Origin of the sequence: Yersinia sp. 2540 StPb PI (genome assembly GCF_052217165.1) — a bacterium.
In the GTDB taxonomy this organism is placed as follows: domain Bacteria; phylum Pseudomonadota; class Gammaproteobacteria; order Enterobacterales; family Enterobacteriaceae; genus Yersinia; species Yersinia enterocolitica_E.
The window spans coordinates 2,997,690-3,013,854 of the sequence record NZ_JAZGQC010000001.1 but is presented as its reverse complement, the minus strand read 5'-3'; the positions used below and the strand labels follow the sequence as shown (position 1 = coordinate 3,013,854).

The window sequence follows — 16,165 nt, the reverse complement described above, 5'->3', positions numbered from 1 at the left end:
CCCAGATGACATGCTCAATCACGGGTGTTAGAAGGCATATTTCACACTAAGCCCGCCAGCTACACCTTCGCGTTTTCCGCTGTAACCTGACAGTTTCAGGTCCATAGACAGATTCTTTTCTTTAGTCGGCGTAATGCGAATGCCCACTTCAGCAATGCCCGTGCTCCCTTTAACGCCAGCAGAATCGATATTGTCCCCATCGATAGTCCCCTTGGCTTTACCATCAAATTCATATTCATAGGCAACCCCGCTGATAACATCCAGTTTCGGTGTGGCATGATAGGTGACAGTAACGCCGGTATTAACACGCTGTGAGTTCAACGCCGAAAACGTCAGCTTCTCACCCTGGGAATTAGTGACGCTGTCACTACCTACTCGAGTCGACAGAATACTGGCATGGGTGTCTAGTTTCACCGCCGGTGTCATGGCATAGCGATAGCCGGTTTTCAGCTGCCCGCTGACATAAGGTGACGCGCTGTCATAATGGCTCGCAACCCCGCCATTCACACCGAAATCAGCAGAAGAGAAATCGCTGGATACGCGGCCTGCACGCAGAGAACTGTTGAGGTAAATAGCGTTAGTGAATGCATAGTTGGCAATAATACCAGCACCTTTATAGTCGACATTTCCGTTACTTTTTACACTGGCCAATCCGCTAAAATCATTATAGGCGTCATAGCTACCCCAGCCGGCTTCAAACAGGCCACCGAGGGTGAGTTGCCCCAGATTCTTAGTGATGCCGGTGGTCAAAGCAAAGCTATCCATATCAATGTGGGAACCGGTGTTGTAACGGCTCTTGCTGCCGGAGGTCAGACCAAATAGCGCCACCTCATTGTCATCACGCTTGAGCTGTGCGGTATCTAACCCGGCAAGCAGGTCGCTGCCTTGGTTGATCAACAGCATGCCTGGCAGGCGGCCTTCCAAATAGGCTTTAGTCTGTGGATTTACGTCAAAACCGGTAGTCGGGCTGCTTTCCCGGCTTAATTGGGTTACGCCATCTAACGACGCTTTTACTGCATCATTTTCCCGATACACTCTGATATCAGCCAGTTTTGCCGTACCCATCGTGACTTTTTGCGTGTTATTTAACGTCGCTTCACCCCCAGTGGCATTTGAGATAAGCGTAATAGCATCACCCTTGACCAGGCCGCTGTCCTTACTGATACCGGTCACTGCAATAGCCGCATTGTCGATATTGGCCGCGTTAGTCAACGCAATCAAAACATCATTATTTTTAATATTGTTGTTGAGATAAAAATTATAAAAGGCAAAATTACCCATCTTATTCAGAGTGATAGGGTTAGCAGCAAAGTTAAAGGTATTGCCGCTGAAAGCATCACCATATGAGGTTGCGATACCGTCGAACATATCCGCATACCCCCCCCATATTTCACTGCTATTGGCGTTAAACACCGGAGTGCCTGACAGCGTAATGGTGTTATTGATTGCCGTGGCATTCTCAGGTGTTGGCGCGCCACCAAAGCTTGATGCATAGCCGCCATAAATAAGGCCACTGAATACACCGCCATTCAGCGTAAGAGTGTTGGTATTACTTTTTACCCTGATACTGCTACTTTCCCCTGGGGTTATTTGGTCAATCATGGTGATGGCTTCTGCGTAGCCACCATAAATGGAACCGATAAATGAACCATCATTAATAACAATGGTATTGCCACTGCTTGAGGCGCTGGCGTTTGCCTGAGTTTTATCTACGCTGTTAGTGCCATAGGCAAAAGCAAACACATTGGTATAGGCATATCCACCATGGACAGGGCCATTAAACGAACCGCCATTAATTGTAATGTTGTTGGTATCACTGGTTGCGCGTGCATCAACCAAACTTCTGGCGATACTGTCAGTACCGTAGGCGTTTGCAAAAGCATTGCCATTGGTAACAGAATAACCGCCGTAAATATCACTCTTGAACACACCATTGTTAATAATAATCGTATTCATATTACTGCTGGCGTTTGCATAGACATCACTTTCGGCAATGCGATTTATCGCCATAGCGCTTACCATGGCATCGCTATTGGCATCGGCACTGGCATAACCGCCATAAATATCGCCATTAAATAAACCATTATTAACGATAACGGTATTATTATTACTTGCCCCATTAGCATCAGCACGGCTTATAACCGCGTTAGTATTACTTACGTTAGACGTTGATGCGACAGCATCAGCAGACCCGCCAAGAATAGATTGCAATGTGGCGGATGCGGGCGTATCGACAGTAACAGTATACCCGGAGGCATCGGTACTCTCTGAACCCTCCGCCAATGCGCCAATAATATCAGTACTTGAGGCTGTAGTGACCGTACAGGCACTATCAGTCGATGTTCTGGCGGGGTCGTTACACTCAATAGCATAAGCACTAGAGGCCGCACCGGTCATTAACGTTGCCATCAGGCAGCGGGTAATAATATTTAATTTTTGGATTGTAATAGGTTTCATATAGATGAATACATCCTGGTGATAATAATGATTACAAGAAAGATAAAATCGAAATAAGAAAACGAAATAGAAATAAGAGACGAGAAATTGAGAAAAGAAAGGCTTGGTTTTTAATCGGGTTTAAACTCGCCTTATCGAGTTGGAATTAACACTGCAGATGGCAGTTGATGGAGTACAGTTTAAATTGATTTAGATCACAAAATAATCAGACAAGCATCCGATCGGTGTAGGATTATTCTTGTGTTGCACGATTTTTATCCATTTTGGCCATGGCACTGTAGATCTCTGAGCAAGTAAAAGGGAGGGCAGACACTTTTTGAATCCTTGAGTGTGAAATTAGTGTAATATGTCGGGTCACGAACCAGCGTGTGAGTCCGCCTGCACCCTTTTTAGTGCGCCATGCTGTGTTCTAAAATGTATTACAATCAGTGAGTTTTGCTTGATTGTGAGCTTAACTTATTGATTACAATATATAACTCGACGCCTGTGAAGGCGACATTAGAGGTTGCTCAATGAGCGAGAAGTCAGAAAACCAAAAATTACCAAACTCAAAGCCACAAAGCCCTAAACCGCAGGGCGATAAAATTGTGGGTGAAAAATTACAGAAAATCTTGGCACGCGCCGGTCATGGCTCGCGTCGGGAAATCGAAACCATTATCCAACAAGGCCGTGTCAGCGTTGATGGTAAAATATCAACGCTGGGTGATCGTGTTGAAGTCACTCAGGCCACCAAAATTCGCCTCGATGGTCATCTTCTTTCTATTAAAGAATCTGAAGAGGCTGTTTGCCGTGTTCTGGCGTATTACAAGCCGGAAGGTGAACTCTGTACCCGTAATGATCCCGAAGGTCGCCCAACAGTATTCGATCGTTTACCTAAACTGCGCGGTTCGCGCTGGGTGGCGGTAGGCCGTCTGGACGTTAATACGTCAGGTTTATTATTGTTCACTACTGACGGTGAACTTGCCAACCGTCTGATGCACCCAAGCCGTGAAGTTGAACGCGAATATGCCGTGCGGGTGTTTGGTCAAATCGATGACGAAAAAATCAAACAACTTAGCCGTGGCGTGCAGTTGGAAGATGGTCCAGCGGCTTTCCGCACCATTAGCTTCCAAGGCGGAGAGGGGATTAACCAGTGGTATAACGTTACGTTGACCGAAGGGCGCAACCGTGAAGTTCGCCGCTTGTGGGAAGCTGTTGGCGTGCAGGTTAGCCGTCTGATTCGTGTGCGTTATGGTGATATTAATTTGCCGAAGGGCCTGCCACGGGGTGGCTGGACCGAATTGGATCTGAAGGCAACCAACTACTTGCGTGAGTTGGTCGAATTGGATTCTGAAACTGTCAGTAAACTGCCGGTTGAGAAAGACCGACGCCGGGTTAAAGCCAATCAAATCCGTCGTGCGGTTAAACGCCATACTGAAGTTGCTGGCCGTCAGGTCGCGGGTCGTCAAGGTTCTGCTCGTAAAAGTTCTACTCGTCAAAATACGGGTAATGCAGCGCCAGCAGCAACGACGGCTCGACGCGGATCTAACAAGCGCGGGTAATTTGTCTAATGGGGAGGGATCATTTTCTCCCCATCATTGATGTTAAGCATTCACATCCCTTCCTCTGCTATTGAGTTGCTTCCTAAAGTATAAAAAATCATCACCCATCTATTGGGTAGTATTATATTTCTATAATAAATGGTTTTACAGCATATACATATCATCAACCAGGATGAGATACCGCTAGTCGCTAAATATTCGGCGTGACTATATTGCTCTTGGGGAATACCCCTCGGATTTAAAATCTCAGGAGCATTAATATGAAAAAGTCTCTGTTAACTACCAGCGCGGCTATTTTATTTGTCGTCGGCACCGGATTTTCATCTGTAACTTATGCTTGTGCTGGGCCTCACTCTCACTATGGCGACAATTGCGAAAACACCTGTGGCTCGCTCCCTGAACCATTGAAAACAATCTGCTATTTTGGCAGCACACAACACAAAGCGCAGTCGTCAAGCCAAGTGGTCCCTGGGATGGCAACACTAACTCCCGCCATTGGGACATTGATCCCGTAAAAAATACCCATGATCCCTCTAGAGAAGTAATTTGGAAAACTGAGTTTGCCAATAGGGACCGTAAGTTTAGATCTCATTATATATAGCGAAAAATGCCGCAGATATTGCCTCTGCGGCATTTCTTTGGTTTGCATGAATACTGCGAATTACCAGTCAATACCTTGTTGTGCTTTAATTCCGGCATCAAAAGCATGTTTGACCGGGCGTAATTCACTGACGGTATCGGCCATTTCCAGCAAGTCGCGGTGGCAGCCACGGCCAGTAATAATCACGGTTTGATGGGCAGGGCGCTGTTTGAGGGCGGTGATAACCTCATCAAGTGGCAGATAGTCATAGGCGACCATATAAGTCAGTTCATCCAGCACCACTAAATCCAGGCTTGGGTCTGCCAACATGCGCAAACCGTGCTGCCAAACACCTTGGCAGGCGGCAGTGTCAGTTTCTCTATTCTGAGTATTCCAGGTAAAACCAGTCGCCATAACCTGAAATTCGACCCCATGCTGTTGCAGCAGGTTTTTCTCACCGTTAGGCCATTCACCTTTAATAAACTGAATCACCCCTGCTTTCAGACCATGCCCGACCGCACGGGTCACAGTGCCAAATGCTGCGGTGGTCTTGCCTTTACCGTTACCGGTAAAAACAATCATGATACCGCGTGTTTCTTGTGCTGCCGCAACCCGTGATTCAACCTTTTCTTTTATTTTTTGTTGGCGCTGCTGGTGGCGTTCTTCAGACATAACATGTTCCTTTATTCTGCGGGGCCGGCTTTACGGCCGGGTTGTGCATCGAAACTGATGCCGGTTTTTCTGCGGCTATCATCGCTCATGAGATAAAGATATAGCGGCATAATATCAGCAGGTGTTTTTAATTTAGTTGTATCTTCGTCAGGGAAGGCGGATGCCCGCATCTGAGTTCGGGTGCCGCCCGGGTTAATACAATTCACCCGCAAATTGCTGTGTTTATATTCTTCTGCAAGCACTTGCATCATGCCTTCGGTGGCGAATTTGGATACGGCATAAGCGCCCCAGCCGGAACGACCCTGGCGACCCACACTAGAACTGGTGAATACCAGCGAGGCGCTGTGGGATTTCAATAGTAGCGGTAAAAGTGCCTGGGTAAGCATAAATGTCGCATTTACATTCACTTGCATCACATCCTGCCAGACGGCTATATTTTGCTCTGCCATCGGAACGATATCACCTAATAAACCGGCATTATGCAACACACCATCCAGATGAGAAACATGCTGACTTAGGGTATCTGCTAGCTGCTGGCAATCTTGTTGCGTTGCATGTAATAGGTCAAGTGGCAGTGTTAAAGCGGGCAACCCTTGAGCCTCAGCTATCTGTTGCTGTACCGCTATTAATTTACTTTCAGTCCGGCCAACTAACACCAGGCGAGCACCAAAACGGGCATAGGTCAGTGCCGCTTCGCGACCAATACCATCGCCTGCTCCCGTCACCAGTATAGTGCGGTTATTGAGCAGATCGTCTTTAGGTTGATAATGCATAATTATTCCTCTTACTGGCGGCGAATATTTTATTCAGGCATGCCGCGATATCTCTTACATTCTTATATTTAAGCGAAACCAATGCAATTTTTCATTTGCGCAAGACGGCAGCTTACGGGTTCGCTAGAATGCAGGTATCTCTCTAATAGCAGATGAATAAAGGCGGTATTTGTGGAGTTAATTTCTCTGTACGGACTGTTTCTAGCCAAAGTAGTGACGATTGTGGTCGCCATTGGTGCGGTAGTGTTACTGGTTGTCAGCCAAGGGATGAGAAAACAAGGGCAACGGGGTGAATTGAATCTGGTTGATCTGGGTGAGCAATATAAGGAAATTCAGCGGGAAATGCGGCTGGCGCGCATGAGTCATGCAGAACAAAAAAACTGGAGCAAAGAGTTTAAGAAGCAGCAAAAAGCGGATCAAAAGCTGAAGAAACAGCGCGCCAAAGCCGGTGCGGTGGCAGCGGTAAAACCCTGCCTATATGTAATTGATTTTAAAGGTAGCATTGATGCACATGAAGTGACGTCGTTGCGTGAAGAGATTTCTGCGGTTCTGGCGGTTGCTAGCGCGCAAGATGAAGTGCTGCTGCGACTCGAAAGCCCTGGTGGCGTAGTACATGGTTATGGTTTAGCCGCCTCGCAATTGGAGCGCTTGCGCCATAAAGGGATTCGCCTGACGGTGGCGGTCGATAAAGTAGCTGCCAGTGGGGGATATATGATGGCCTGTGTGGCTGATCGTATTATTAGTGCACCATTCGCCATTATTGGTTCTATCGGTGTTGTGGCCCAAATCCCGAACTTCCACCGCTTGCTAAAAAAGAATGATATTGATGTAGAACTGCATACTGCTGGTGAGTTTAAACGCACACTGACATTATTTGGTGAGAATACTGAACAAGGGCGCGAGAAATTCCGTGAAGATCTGAATGAAACGCACCTGTTATTCAAACAGTTCGTACAGCAACAGCGGCCCTCTCTGGACATCGATGCGGTTGCGACCGGTGAACACTGGTTTGGTACCCAAGCCAAAGAGAAAGGGTTGGTTGATGCCATTGGTACCAGTGATGATTTATTGATTGCCGAAATGGATAATCATGAAGTTATTGGTGTGCGTTATTCACGACGCAAACGTCTGATGGATCGTTTTACCGGCAGCGCGGCAGAAAGTGCTGACCGTCTATTATTACGCTGGTGGCAGCGCGGCGAAAAACCCCTTTTATAATCTGAGAGCATAGGGTTTTTAGTGAAGGAAGGCAGGGGGCTTAGCCCCCTGTTATTTGTGACTCAATGGCTAAACTAGCCATGTAATAATGGGAGGAGTCACCGGCAATTAATCGATTAAATGGTATTTAGCTGACAAAACATGAGCCAAATGTTTAAACATATTAAATACTGCGGTTGTTTTCGCTGTCGGTAAACCGTCTGCATCCAGGAAAAACTCGCCGCGAAATACCAATACTGGCCCTTTTTGTTCAACCTCAGTTGCCTGCATCCCATGCATATAATCTTCGTGCTGGCGAATAATCTCATTAGCCTCTGCCAATAATTTATTACGCTCAATCGGTGCTGTGTTTCCGTGCATTATATCTCCTTACTACAATGTAATTTCTCTCACTATTGTACTGCGGGTTAGCATTTGTTCGCAAACCGGCTAAGGTTTATTCGAGCCTCTGGCTGTTTTGTCGCCGTGATTGGATAAATTCATATTCCTCGCTAATTAGGTTGCGTAGCGCTTTTTATCAGGTACAGTGTGGGATTTTATACTATTAGGTGGAAGGTTTTGTTGACGCCATGAGGCAGAATTCGCTGCTGTAGTGCTGGGTGTAGGCAAAAATTTTGAGGGATCGAGGGGTCGTCAGGTAAGACTCGGCAGGCGCATTTATGGCTCCGATCAAAAAAAACAGGTTGATCTCCTGAGAAAGTACCGCAATATAAAAAAGAGATTCAGAATGCCGCGGTACGGCAAGATAAAAACCTTCTTTTAGAAGAAATAATTTAGGTAAAGGTCATTATGGGTAAAGCCCTCGTAATAGTTGAGTCCCCGGCAAAAGCCAAAACTATTAATAAATACTTAGGGAATAACTACGTGGTTAAGTCCAGTGTCGGTCACATTCGTGATTTGCCGACCAGTGGATCAGCCAGTAAGAAGAGCGCTAACTCAACTGAAGATAAAGCCAAGAAAACCGACAAGCCCAAGACTAAAGTAAAGAAAGACGAAAAGGTTGCGTTAGTGAACCGTATGGGCGTCGATCCTTATCATGGCTGGAAAGCGCAGTACGAAATTTTGCCCGGCAAAGAAAAAGTGGTTGCCGAGCTGAAAGCATTAGCCGAAAACGCTGACCACATCTATCTCGCAACCGACCTTGACCGCGAAGGAGAGGCAATTGCCTGGCATTTGCGGGAAGTGATTGGTGGTGATGATAAGCGCTTTAGCCGTGTGGTTTTCAACGAAATCACCAAAAACGCCATCCAGCAGGCGTTTAATCAACCGGGTGAATTGAATATCAACCGGGTTAATGCCCAGCAAGCTCGTCGCTTTATGGACCGGGTTGTGGGTTATATGGTCTCCCCGCTGCTCTGGAAAAAAATTGCTCGTGGCCTGTCTGCCGGTCGAGTGCAATCAGTGGCAGTGCGCTTAGTTGTTGAGCGTGAACGGGATATCAAAGCATTCGTTCCCGAAGAGTACTGGGAGCTGCATGCTGACTTGCTGGCGAAAGGTGAAGTTCCGATTCAAATGGAAGTCACCCATGCCCATGACAAGCCGTTTAAACCGGTAAATCGCGAGCAGACGCATGCTGCACTGAAATTACTGGAAAATGCGCGCTATAAGGTGCTGGATCGTGAAGATAAACCGACCAGTAGCAAGCCCGGCGCGCCGTTTATTACCTCCACCTTGCAGCAGGCTGCCAGTACCCGTCTGAGTTTTGGTGTGAAAAAAACCATGATGATGGCGCAGCGCTTGTATGAAGCAGGTCATATCACCTATATGCGTACTGACTCCACCAATTTAAGTCAGGATGCGCTGACCATGGTGCGTGATTATATTGGCGACAATTTCGGTGATAAGTATCTGCCATCAGCGCCTAATCAGTACAGCAGCAAAGAAAATTCGCAAGAAGCGCATGAAGCTATTCGCCCTTCAGATGTGAGTGTGATTGCTGAGCAGTTAAAAGATATGGAAGCCGACGCCCAGAAGCTGTACCAACTGATTTGGCGTCAGTTTGTGGCTTGCCAGATGACACCAGCTAAGTATGACTCCACCACGTTGACCGTGCAGGCTGGCGATTTCCAACTGCGGGCGAAAGGGCGTACTCTGCGCTTTGATGGTTGGACTAAGGTGATGCCTGCGCTACGTAAAGGTGATGAAGACCGCACTTTACCGGTAATTGAAGTGGGCAGTGATTTGGATTTGCAAAAACTTATCCCAAGCCAACACTTCACCAAGCCGCCAGCACGTTACAGCGAAGCATCACTGGTAAAAGAGTTGGAAAAACGGGGTATTGGCCGTCCATCCACATATGCATCAATCATTTCGACCATTCAGGATCGTGGTTATGTGCGGGTAGAAAACCGCCGTTTCTATGCTGAGAAAATGGGTGAAATCGTTACTGACCGGTTAGAAGAAAACTTCCGCGAATTGATGAATTACGATTTTACCGCGCGCATGGAAAGTGGCCTGGATCAGGTTGCCAACGATCAGGCCGAGTGGAAAGCTGTACTGGATGGTTTCTTTGCCGAATTCAGCGAGCAGCTTGAAAAAGCAGAGAAAGATCCTGAAGAGGGCGGTATGCGCCCGAATCAGATGGTGATGACCAGCATCGACTGCCCAACCTGTGGCCGTCAGATGGGGATTCGCACCGCCAGTACCGGTGTGTTCCTTGGGTGTTCTGGTTATGCATTGCCACCTAAAGAGCGCTGCAAAACCACGATCAATCTGGTACCCGAAGCTGAAATTCTCAATATCCTTGAGGGTGATGATGCGGAAACTAACGCATTACGCGCCCGCCGCCGTTGCCAGAAATGTGGTACGGCAATGGATAGCTATCTCATCGATAACCAACGTAAATTGCATGTTTGCGGTAATAACCCTGCGTGTGATGGTTATGAGATAGAAGAGGGCGAGTTCCGTATCAAAGGGTATGAAGGCCCGATTGTTGAGTGCGAGAAATGTGGTTCTGAAATGCATCTGAAAATGGGGCGTTTTGGCAAGTACATGGGCTGCACCAATGACGAGTGTAAGAATACCCGTAAAATCTTGCGCAGTGGTGAAGTCGCGCCACCTAAAGAAGATCCGGTACCGTTGCCAGAACTGCCTTGTGAGAAGTCAGATGCCTATTTCGTGTTGCGAGACGGTGCTGCAGGCGTGTTCCTGGCTGCGAATACCTTCCCTAAGTCGCGCGAAACCCGTGCGCCGTTAGTCGAAGAGTTAGTTCGCTTCAAAGATCGTTTACCTGAAAAATTACGTTATCTGGCTGATGCGCCCGTGGCGGATAAAGAAGGTAATAAAACCATGGTACGTTTTAGCCGTAAAACCAAACAGCAGTATGTTTCATCCGAGAAAGATGGCAAAGCCACGGGTTGGTCTGCTTTCTATATCGATGGAAAATGGGTTGAAGCGAAAAAATAAGTGGTTAAATCGATCGGAGTACACTTAAGCCTAGAGTACACTTAAGCCTATAGTGCGGTGCTCCGGTAGCACAAAAAAAACCAGCCTCAATGGCTGGTTTTTTTATTGGGCTAATCCACTCAAGTGCTTTATAGTCTTAGTTAATCCGCTAAAGTTATTACACTTTGGCTACTGTCTGCATTTATCAAAAAAATACTATTATTTTTAGGCTGATATACTGTAATACCAGGTCCGAAGGGTATATACAGTTAGCGATGAAATGATATAGTAGTTATATAAAATATTTTCTTATCACCTAATGTTATTATAAGGTCAATACTGACCAGCTTCGCACCATGCAGTTTACGGGTTTTAGTTAATAACTTCTCGGCATACCGGGTGATACCGATATACCAAACTGTGGCGTTCCCACAGTGTTCAACCTAGGATGGTATCGATATGAAATTGCAGCAGCTCCGTTATATTGTTGAGGTGGTCAATCACAACCTTAACGTATCGTCCACCGCAGAAGGACTGTATACCTCGCAGCCGGGGATCAGTAAGCAGGTCCGCATGCTGGAAGATGAGCTGGGTATCCAAATTTTTGCCCGCAGTGGCAAACATCTCACGCAGGTGACCCCCGCAGGGCTGGAAATCATCCGTATTGCCCGTGAAGTCTTGTCCAAAGTAGATGCTATCAAAGCCGTTGCCGGTGAACATACCTATCCTGATAAAGGTTCGCTGTATGTAGCCACTACCCATACTCAGGCGCGTTATGCATTGCCGAATGTGATTAAAGGTTTTATCGAGCGCTACCCGCGTGTGTCGCTTCATATGCATCAAGGCTCGCCGACCCAAATAGCCGAAGCGGTTTCTAAAGGGAGCGCTGATTTCGCTATTGCCACTGAGGCGCTGCATTTATATGACGACCTGATTATGTTGCCGTGCTATCACTGGAACCGTGCTGTGGTAGTGAAGCCTGATCATCCTTTAGCAGGTAAAACCCACGTCAGCATTGAAGAGCTGGCAGCATACCCGATTGTGACTTATACCTTTGGTTTTACTGGTCGTTCTGAGCTGGATACTGCATTTAATCGTGCTGGCCTGACACCGCGCATTGTGTTTACCGCGACAGATGCCGATGTGATTAAAACCTATGTGCGATTAGGGCTGGGTGTGGGGGTTATCGCCAGTATGGCAGTTGATCCGATCCAAGATCCTGATCTGGTGATAGTTGATGCCCGTGATATCTTTACCTACAGCACCACGAAAATTGGTTTCCGCCGCAGCACTTTCTTGCGCAGTTATATGTATGACTTTATTCTGCGTTTCGCCCCACATCTGACCCGTGATGTGGTGGATAAAGCGGTTGCCTTGCGTTCTAATGAAGATATTGAAGCGATGTTTAAAGATATAAAACTGCCGACGAAGTGATTTATAAAGAAATAAAAGCCATCTCTTTTTAGCGATGGCTTTTCCATAATAGTACTAATAAGTAAAAATTCAAAAGCCAATAGTCACCTCTCCTGTTAATTTATTTATGAAAATAATGGTGTTTTTCAGTAAATACTTTTAGGGGAGTATATGAGTTATACATCTTGTCAGTTACAAAATAAAACGGTTGATAATATTGTTCTAAGTTGTGATTATACCCATGGCGAAAATAAAAATTTTAATATGAAAATTGGTGAGGGACAGTTTTCTTTAGGAAAAAATGATGGAATTAATCAGGCATTAGATTATTTATGTAAAAATGACTGGGTTAATTCATCGGACAATTATCAAGACACAAACCTGCACAAGTTACTGAGTTCTTTGGCTGAAACGTCATTGGCAGAAAGGATGATAGGTTTCAACAATGCACTAAAATGTGATCTGCCTGCTGATTATCACCCAACTTTCTGCTTTGAGGGGAATGGTCAATCTGGTGTGAACATGCATTATGAGGTGATCCACAGTGAAAATAACTGTAATCATTTTAAATTGACGGGTGAGTTTTTGTTTGATAAAAACTGTCAATTACGTGATGAAAACCCTTTAATTTCTATTGAATATTTCCCTCAATGCTCTAAGGCGTTAGAAGAGACTCTGGACTCCAGAACGGTAATGCAGGCACTTTTAGATTGGTTAAGGAATTTATTCCATTTGAATGGTTCTGCGTTGGCAAATACTCAATATGAGGTAGATATAACAGAATATGTCGAGGTGAGTTTTTTAAATAAAAATCAGGTTGGCATTGCTGATGGCATAATAGAAAATAGAGTGAATGAAGAACAAGCAGAACAAGCAGAACAAGCAGAACAAGCAGATGATATTAAACCATTATTGCAATCCATTATTCAAGAGCTTGATGTAGTAACTAAATATATAAACAATGAATTAGGTGAGCGTAGTGATGACGAACTTGAACAAATGCTAGAAAAATTTTCTAACGTTATTAAGACAGATATAGATAAGAAAGATCGTGAACAAATAGAAATTGATACAGAAAAGTCCGCTGCAAATCTTACGGAAATAGAAAGTAATATGGTTAAATTCACTCAACGTCTTGAAGCAATAAATGATGGATCTGAGCAATCGGCAAACAATGATCTTGAATGGGACCATTATTATCGCGATTTGTTATTTGAGTAATTGACACACATTGGCCATCACCATCGTTTACACCTATCGCTACCAGTAATCGCCATTGTTGCCAAAATGTTAATGTTTCTTTGTGTTATATTTAATTCAGACCTCATAATTTCAAGGGAATAGCCTTGTTGAGATGAATGCTGTTTTAGAACACTTATAAGAAACAATGGAGGCGCTATGTCGTTGGATCTGCGAAAAACGAGTATGGCCAAGTTGGTCGCTCTTAATCACGAATATCACTACTACAGCCTGCCGCAACTGGCGGCAGTGCTGGGGGATATTGACCGACTGCCGAAATCACTGAAAGTGTTGCTGGAGAATCTACTGCGTCATCTGGATGGCGAACAGGTTCAAGAGGAGGATTTAAAAGCCATTGTCGATTGGCAGCTCACCGGGCATGCCAGCCGGGAGATTGCTTATCGGCCCGCGCGGGTATTAATGCAGGATTTCACCGGGGTACCGGCGGTAGTGGACTTGGCTGCGATGCGTGAAGCAGTCAAACGGCTGGGGGGCGATGTGGCACAGGTTAACCCATTGTCACCGGTAGATTTGGTTATCGACCATTCCGTCACTGTTGACGAGTTTGGCGATAAAGCCGCCTTTGGCGAGAATGTCCGGCTCGAAATGGAACGTAACCACGAGCGTTATATCTTCTTGCGTTGGGGGCAGAAAGCCTTTAGCCGTTTCCGTGTGGTGCCGCCGGGTACCGGGATCTGCCATCAGGTTAACCTTGAGTATTTGGGGCAGACGGTATGGCATGAACAGCAGCAGGGGCGGGAGGTCGCTTACCCTGATACGCTAGTGGGGACCGATTCCCACACCACCATGATCAATGGCTTAGGAATACTCGGTTGGGGGGTTGGTGGGATTGAAGCGGAAGCCGCGATGCTGGGCCAACCGGTCTCGATGCTGATTCCCGATGTAGTTGGCTTCAAAATGACCGGTAAGATGCGTGAAGGGATCACTGCCACGGACTTGGTGCTTACCGTAACGCAAATGCTGCGAAAACACGGGGTAGTAGGCAAATTCGTTGAGTTTTATGGTGATGGCCTGGCTGATTTGCCACTGGCAGATCGCGCGACTATAGCCAATATGTCGCCGGAGTTTGGTGCGACCTGTGGTTTCTTCCCGGTGGATGACGTAACGCTGGGGTATATGCGCTTAAGTGGCCGCAGTGATGAACAGATAGCCTTGGTTGAGGGCTACAGTAAAGCACAGGGGCTGTGGCGTCATCCTGGTGACGAGCCAATATTCACCAGCCAGCTCTCATTGGATTTGAGCACGGTGGAAGCCAGTATGGCTGGACCAAAGCGGCCACAAGACCGGGTCGCTTTACCCAAAGTGCCTTTAGCTTTTAAAGCGTTTGAAGAACTGGAAATCAATAGCAAAAAAGATAAAGTTGACCATGTTAGCTTCACGCTGGAGGGAAAAACGCACGAGTTGGCGCCCGGCGCGGTGGTAATTGCCGCGATAACCTCCTGCACCAACACCTCGAATCCTAGTGTACTGATGGCAGCCGGTCTGTTAGCTAAAAAAGCGGCAGAGAAGGGGCTAAAAACCAAACCGTGGGTGAAAACCTCGCTGGCACCAGGCTCTAAAGTGGTGACTGAGTATCTCAATGCCGCCGGATTAACCGCTTATCTGGATAATTTGGGCTTCAATCTGGTGGGTTATGGTTGTACCACCTGTATTGGTAACTCTGGCCCATTGCCTGATCCAATAGAAAATGCCATCAAAGTCGGGGATTTGACCGTCGGTGCGGTGCTGTCCGGTAACCGAAACTTTGAAGGGCGCATTCATCCTTTAGTCAAAACCAACTGGCTGGCTTCGCCGCCGCTGGTGGTGGCTTATGCTCTGGCCGGTAATTTGAATGTCAACTTGGCACAAGAGGCGCTCGGTAACGACCCTGACGGCAAGCCGGTTTATCTAAAGGATATCTGGCCTAGCGGATTTGAAATCGCTAAAGCTGTCGAAGAGGTTAAAACTGAGATGTTCCGTAAGGAATATGCCGCCGTATTTGATGGCGATGAGGAGTGGCAGTCGATTCAGGTTAATAGCACACCAACCTATGACTGGCAGAGCGATTCCACCTACATCCGTTTGCCTCCCTTCTTTAGTGATATGAAAGCGTTGCCTGATCCGGTTGAGGATATTCACCATGCACGTATTTTGGCGATTTTGGCCGATTCTGTCACCACCGACCATATTTCTCCCGCCGGTAATATTAAGCTTGATAGCCCTGCGGGCCGCTATTTACGTGATCGTGGGGTCGAGATTAAAGAGTTTAACTCCTACGGTTCCCGTCGTGGTAATCATGAAGTGATGATGCGTGGGACGTTTGCCAATATCCGTATCCGTAATGAGATGGTCCCGGGGGTTGAAGGGGGTGTCACTCGTCATATTCCGTCACAAAATGAGATGGCTATCTATGATGCTGCTATGCGCTATCAGCAGGAGAATGTGCCATTGGCGGTGATTGCCGGTAAGGAGTATGGATCCGGTTCGAGTCGTGACTGGGCAGCTAAAGGGCCAAGGCTACTGGGTGTGCGGGTAGTGATTGCTGAGTCATTTGAACGTATTCATCGCTCCAATCTGATTGGGATGGGTATTTTGCCCCTCGAGTTCCCAGCAGGGGTTAATCGCAAAACTTTGGGGCTGACGGGTGATGAATCCATTAGCGTCAGTGGGTTACAAAAACTGTCCCCAGGGCAAAAGGTGGCGGTGACGATAACCTATGCTGACGGGCGGCAACAAATAGTAGATACCCACTGCCGTATAGATACAGGTAATGAATTGGTTTATTTCGAAAATGGCGGCATTTTGCATTACGTTATCCGCAAAATGCTGTAGTTATTAGAATGCTGTCGTTATTAGCATGGTATAACCATTAGTGACAGTGTCACTAC

General features: G+C 46.6%; 11 protein-coding genes. 7 read left to right on the top strand and 4 right to left on the bottom strand.

Going from position 1 to position 16,165, the window contains the following annotated elements:
- Positions 1-27 precede the first annotated feature (27 nt).
- Positions 28-2,457, bottom strand: a complete 2,430-nt coding sequence (locus tag V1956_RS13725) for an autotransporter domain-containing protein (RefSeq protein ID WP_442825231.1) — start codon at positions 2,455-2,457, stop codon at positions 28-30.
- A gap of 512 nt (positions 2,458-2,969) precedes the next feature.
- On the opposite strand from V1956_RS13725, the gene rluB reads away from it, so the two are divergent.
- Together rluB and V1956_RS13715 are read left to right on the top strand one after the other, a co-directional pair.
- A complete protein-coding gene (gene rluB, locus V1956_RS13720; RefSeq protein ID WP_372558974.1) occupies positions 2,970-3,998 on the top strand; it encodes a 23S rRNA pseudouridine(2605) synthase RluB in 1,029 nt (342 codons plus the stop codon).
- Between the two features lie 260 nt (positions 3,999-4,258).
- A complete protein-coding gene (locus tag V1956_RS13715) occupies positions 4,259-4,513 on the top strand; it encodes a hypothetical protein (protein WP_442825230.1) in 255 nt (84 codons plus the stop codon).
- A 146-nt stretch (positions 4,514-4,659) separates the two neighbouring features.
- Here the strand turns inward: V1956_RS13715 and cobO are convergent, their stop codons facing one another.
- Both cobO and V1956_RS13705 read right to left on the bottom strand, forming a co-directional pair.
- Entirely contained in the window at positions 4,660-5,250 is a 591-nt protein-coding gene (gene cobO, locus V1956_RS13710; protein WP_145606056.1) for a cob(I)yrinic acid a,c-diamide adenosyltransferase, read from the bottom strand.
- A gap of 11 nt (positions 5,251-5,261) precedes the next feature.
- Positions 5,262-6,023 carry a YciK family oxidoreductase gene (locus V1956_RS13705; protein ID WP_420071550.1) on the bottom strand — a complete coding sequence of 254 codons (762 nt, stop codon included), beginning with the start codon at positions 6,021-6,023 and terminating at the stop codon, positions 5,262-5,264.
- A 171-nt stretch (positions 6,024-6,194) separates the two neighbouring features.
- On the opposite strand from V1956_RS13705, the gene sohB reads away from it, so the two are divergent.
- Positions 6,195-7,241: a protease SohB gene (sohB, locus tag V1956_RS13700; protein ID WP_083158918.1), complete on the top strand. Its 1,047-nt coding sequence runs from the start codon at positions 6,195-6,197 to the stop codon at positions 7,239-7,241.
- A gap of 108 nt (positions 7,242-7,349) precedes the next feature.
- On the opposite strand, the gene V1956_RS13695 is transcribed toward sohB, so the two are convergent.
- Entirely contained in the window at positions 7,350-7,601 is a 252-nt protein-coding gene (locus V1956_RS13695) for a YciN family protein (RefSeq protein WP_083158917.1), read from the bottom strand.
- 429 nt (positions 7,602-8,030) lie between these two features.
- Here V1956_RS13695 and topA point away from each other — a divergent pair, with 429 nt between their 5' ends.
- The 4 genes from topA to acnA all read left to right on the top strand — a co-directional run bounded on the left by topA (position 8,031) and on the right by acnA (position 16,109).
- Positions 8,031-10,646, top strand: a complete 2,616-nt coding sequence (gene topA / locus V1956_RS13690) for a type I DNA topoisomerase (RefSeq protein WP_083158916.1) — start codon at positions 8,031-8,033, stop codon at positions 10,644-10,646.
- Between the two features lie 438 nt (positions 10,647-11,084).
- On the top strand, positions 11,085-12,059 hold the full coding sequence (cysB, locus tag V1956_RS13685; RefSeq protein WP_372558978.1) for an HTH-type transcriptional regulator CysB: 975 nt from the start codon (positions 11,085-11,087) through the stop codon (positions 12,057-12,059).
- Between the two features lie 150 nt (positions 12,060-12,209).
- Complete coding sequence (locus tag V1956_RS13680; RefSeq protein ID WP_442825229.1) at positions 12,210-13,259, top strand: hypothetical protein; 1,050 nt, start codon at positions 12,210-12,212, stop codon at positions 13,257-13,259.
- Positions 13,260-13,436: 177 nt separating this feature from the next.
- Positions 13,437-16,109 carry an aconitate hydratase AcnA gene (acnA, locus tag V1956_RS13675; RefSeq protein ID WP_372558980.1) on the top strand — a complete coding sequence of 891 codons (2,673 nt, stop codon included), beginning with the start codon at positions 13,437-13,439 and terminating at the stop codon, positions 16,107-16,109.
- The last annotated feature ends 56 nt before the right edge of the window (positions 16,110-16,165 follow it).

What these genes read in the sequence shown, in the direction of transcription:
- acnA (WP_372558980.1), top strand. Translation starts at nt 13,437, where the DNA reads ATGTCGTTGGATCTGCGAAAAACGAGTATGGCCAAGTTGGTCGCTCTT.
- rluB (WP_372558974.1), top strand. Translation starts at nt 2,970, where the DNA reads ATGAGCGAGAAGTCAGAAAACCAAAAATTACCAAACTCAAAGCCACAA.
- V1956_RS13725 (WP_442825231.1), bottom strand. Translation starts at nt 2,457, where the DNA reads ATGAAACCTATTACAATCCAAAAATTAAATATTATTACCCGCTGCCTG.
- V1956_RS13705 (WP_420071550.1), bottom strand. Translation starts at nt 6,023, where the DNA reads ATGCATTATCAACCTAAAGACGATCTGCTCAATAACCGCACTATACTG.
- V1956_RS13680 (WP_442825229.1), top strand. Translation starts at nt 12,210, where the DNA reads ATGAGTTATACATCTTGTCAGTTACAAAATAAAACGGTTGATAATATT.
- cysB (WP_372558978.1), top strand. Translation starts at nt 11,085, where the DNA reads ATGAAATTGCAGCAGCTCCGTTATATTGTTGAGGTGGTCAATCACAAC.
- V1956_RS13695 (WP_083158917.1), bottom strand. Translation starts at nt 7,601, where the DNA reads ATGCACGGAAACACAGCACCGATTGAGCGTAATAAATTATTGGCAGAG.
- V1956_RS13715 (WP_442825230.1), top strand. Translation starts at nt 4,259, where the DNA reads ATGAAAAAGTCTCTGTTAACTACCAGCGCGGCTATTTTATTTGTCGTC.
- topA (WP_083158916.1), top strand. Translation starts at nt 8,031, where the DNA reads ATGGGTAAAGCCCTCGTAATAGTTGAGTCCCCGGCAAAAGCCAAAACT.
- cobO (WP_145606056.1), bottom strand. Translation starts at nt 5,250, where the DNA reads ATGTCTGAAGAACGCCACCAGCAGCGCCAACAAAAAATAAAAGAAAAG.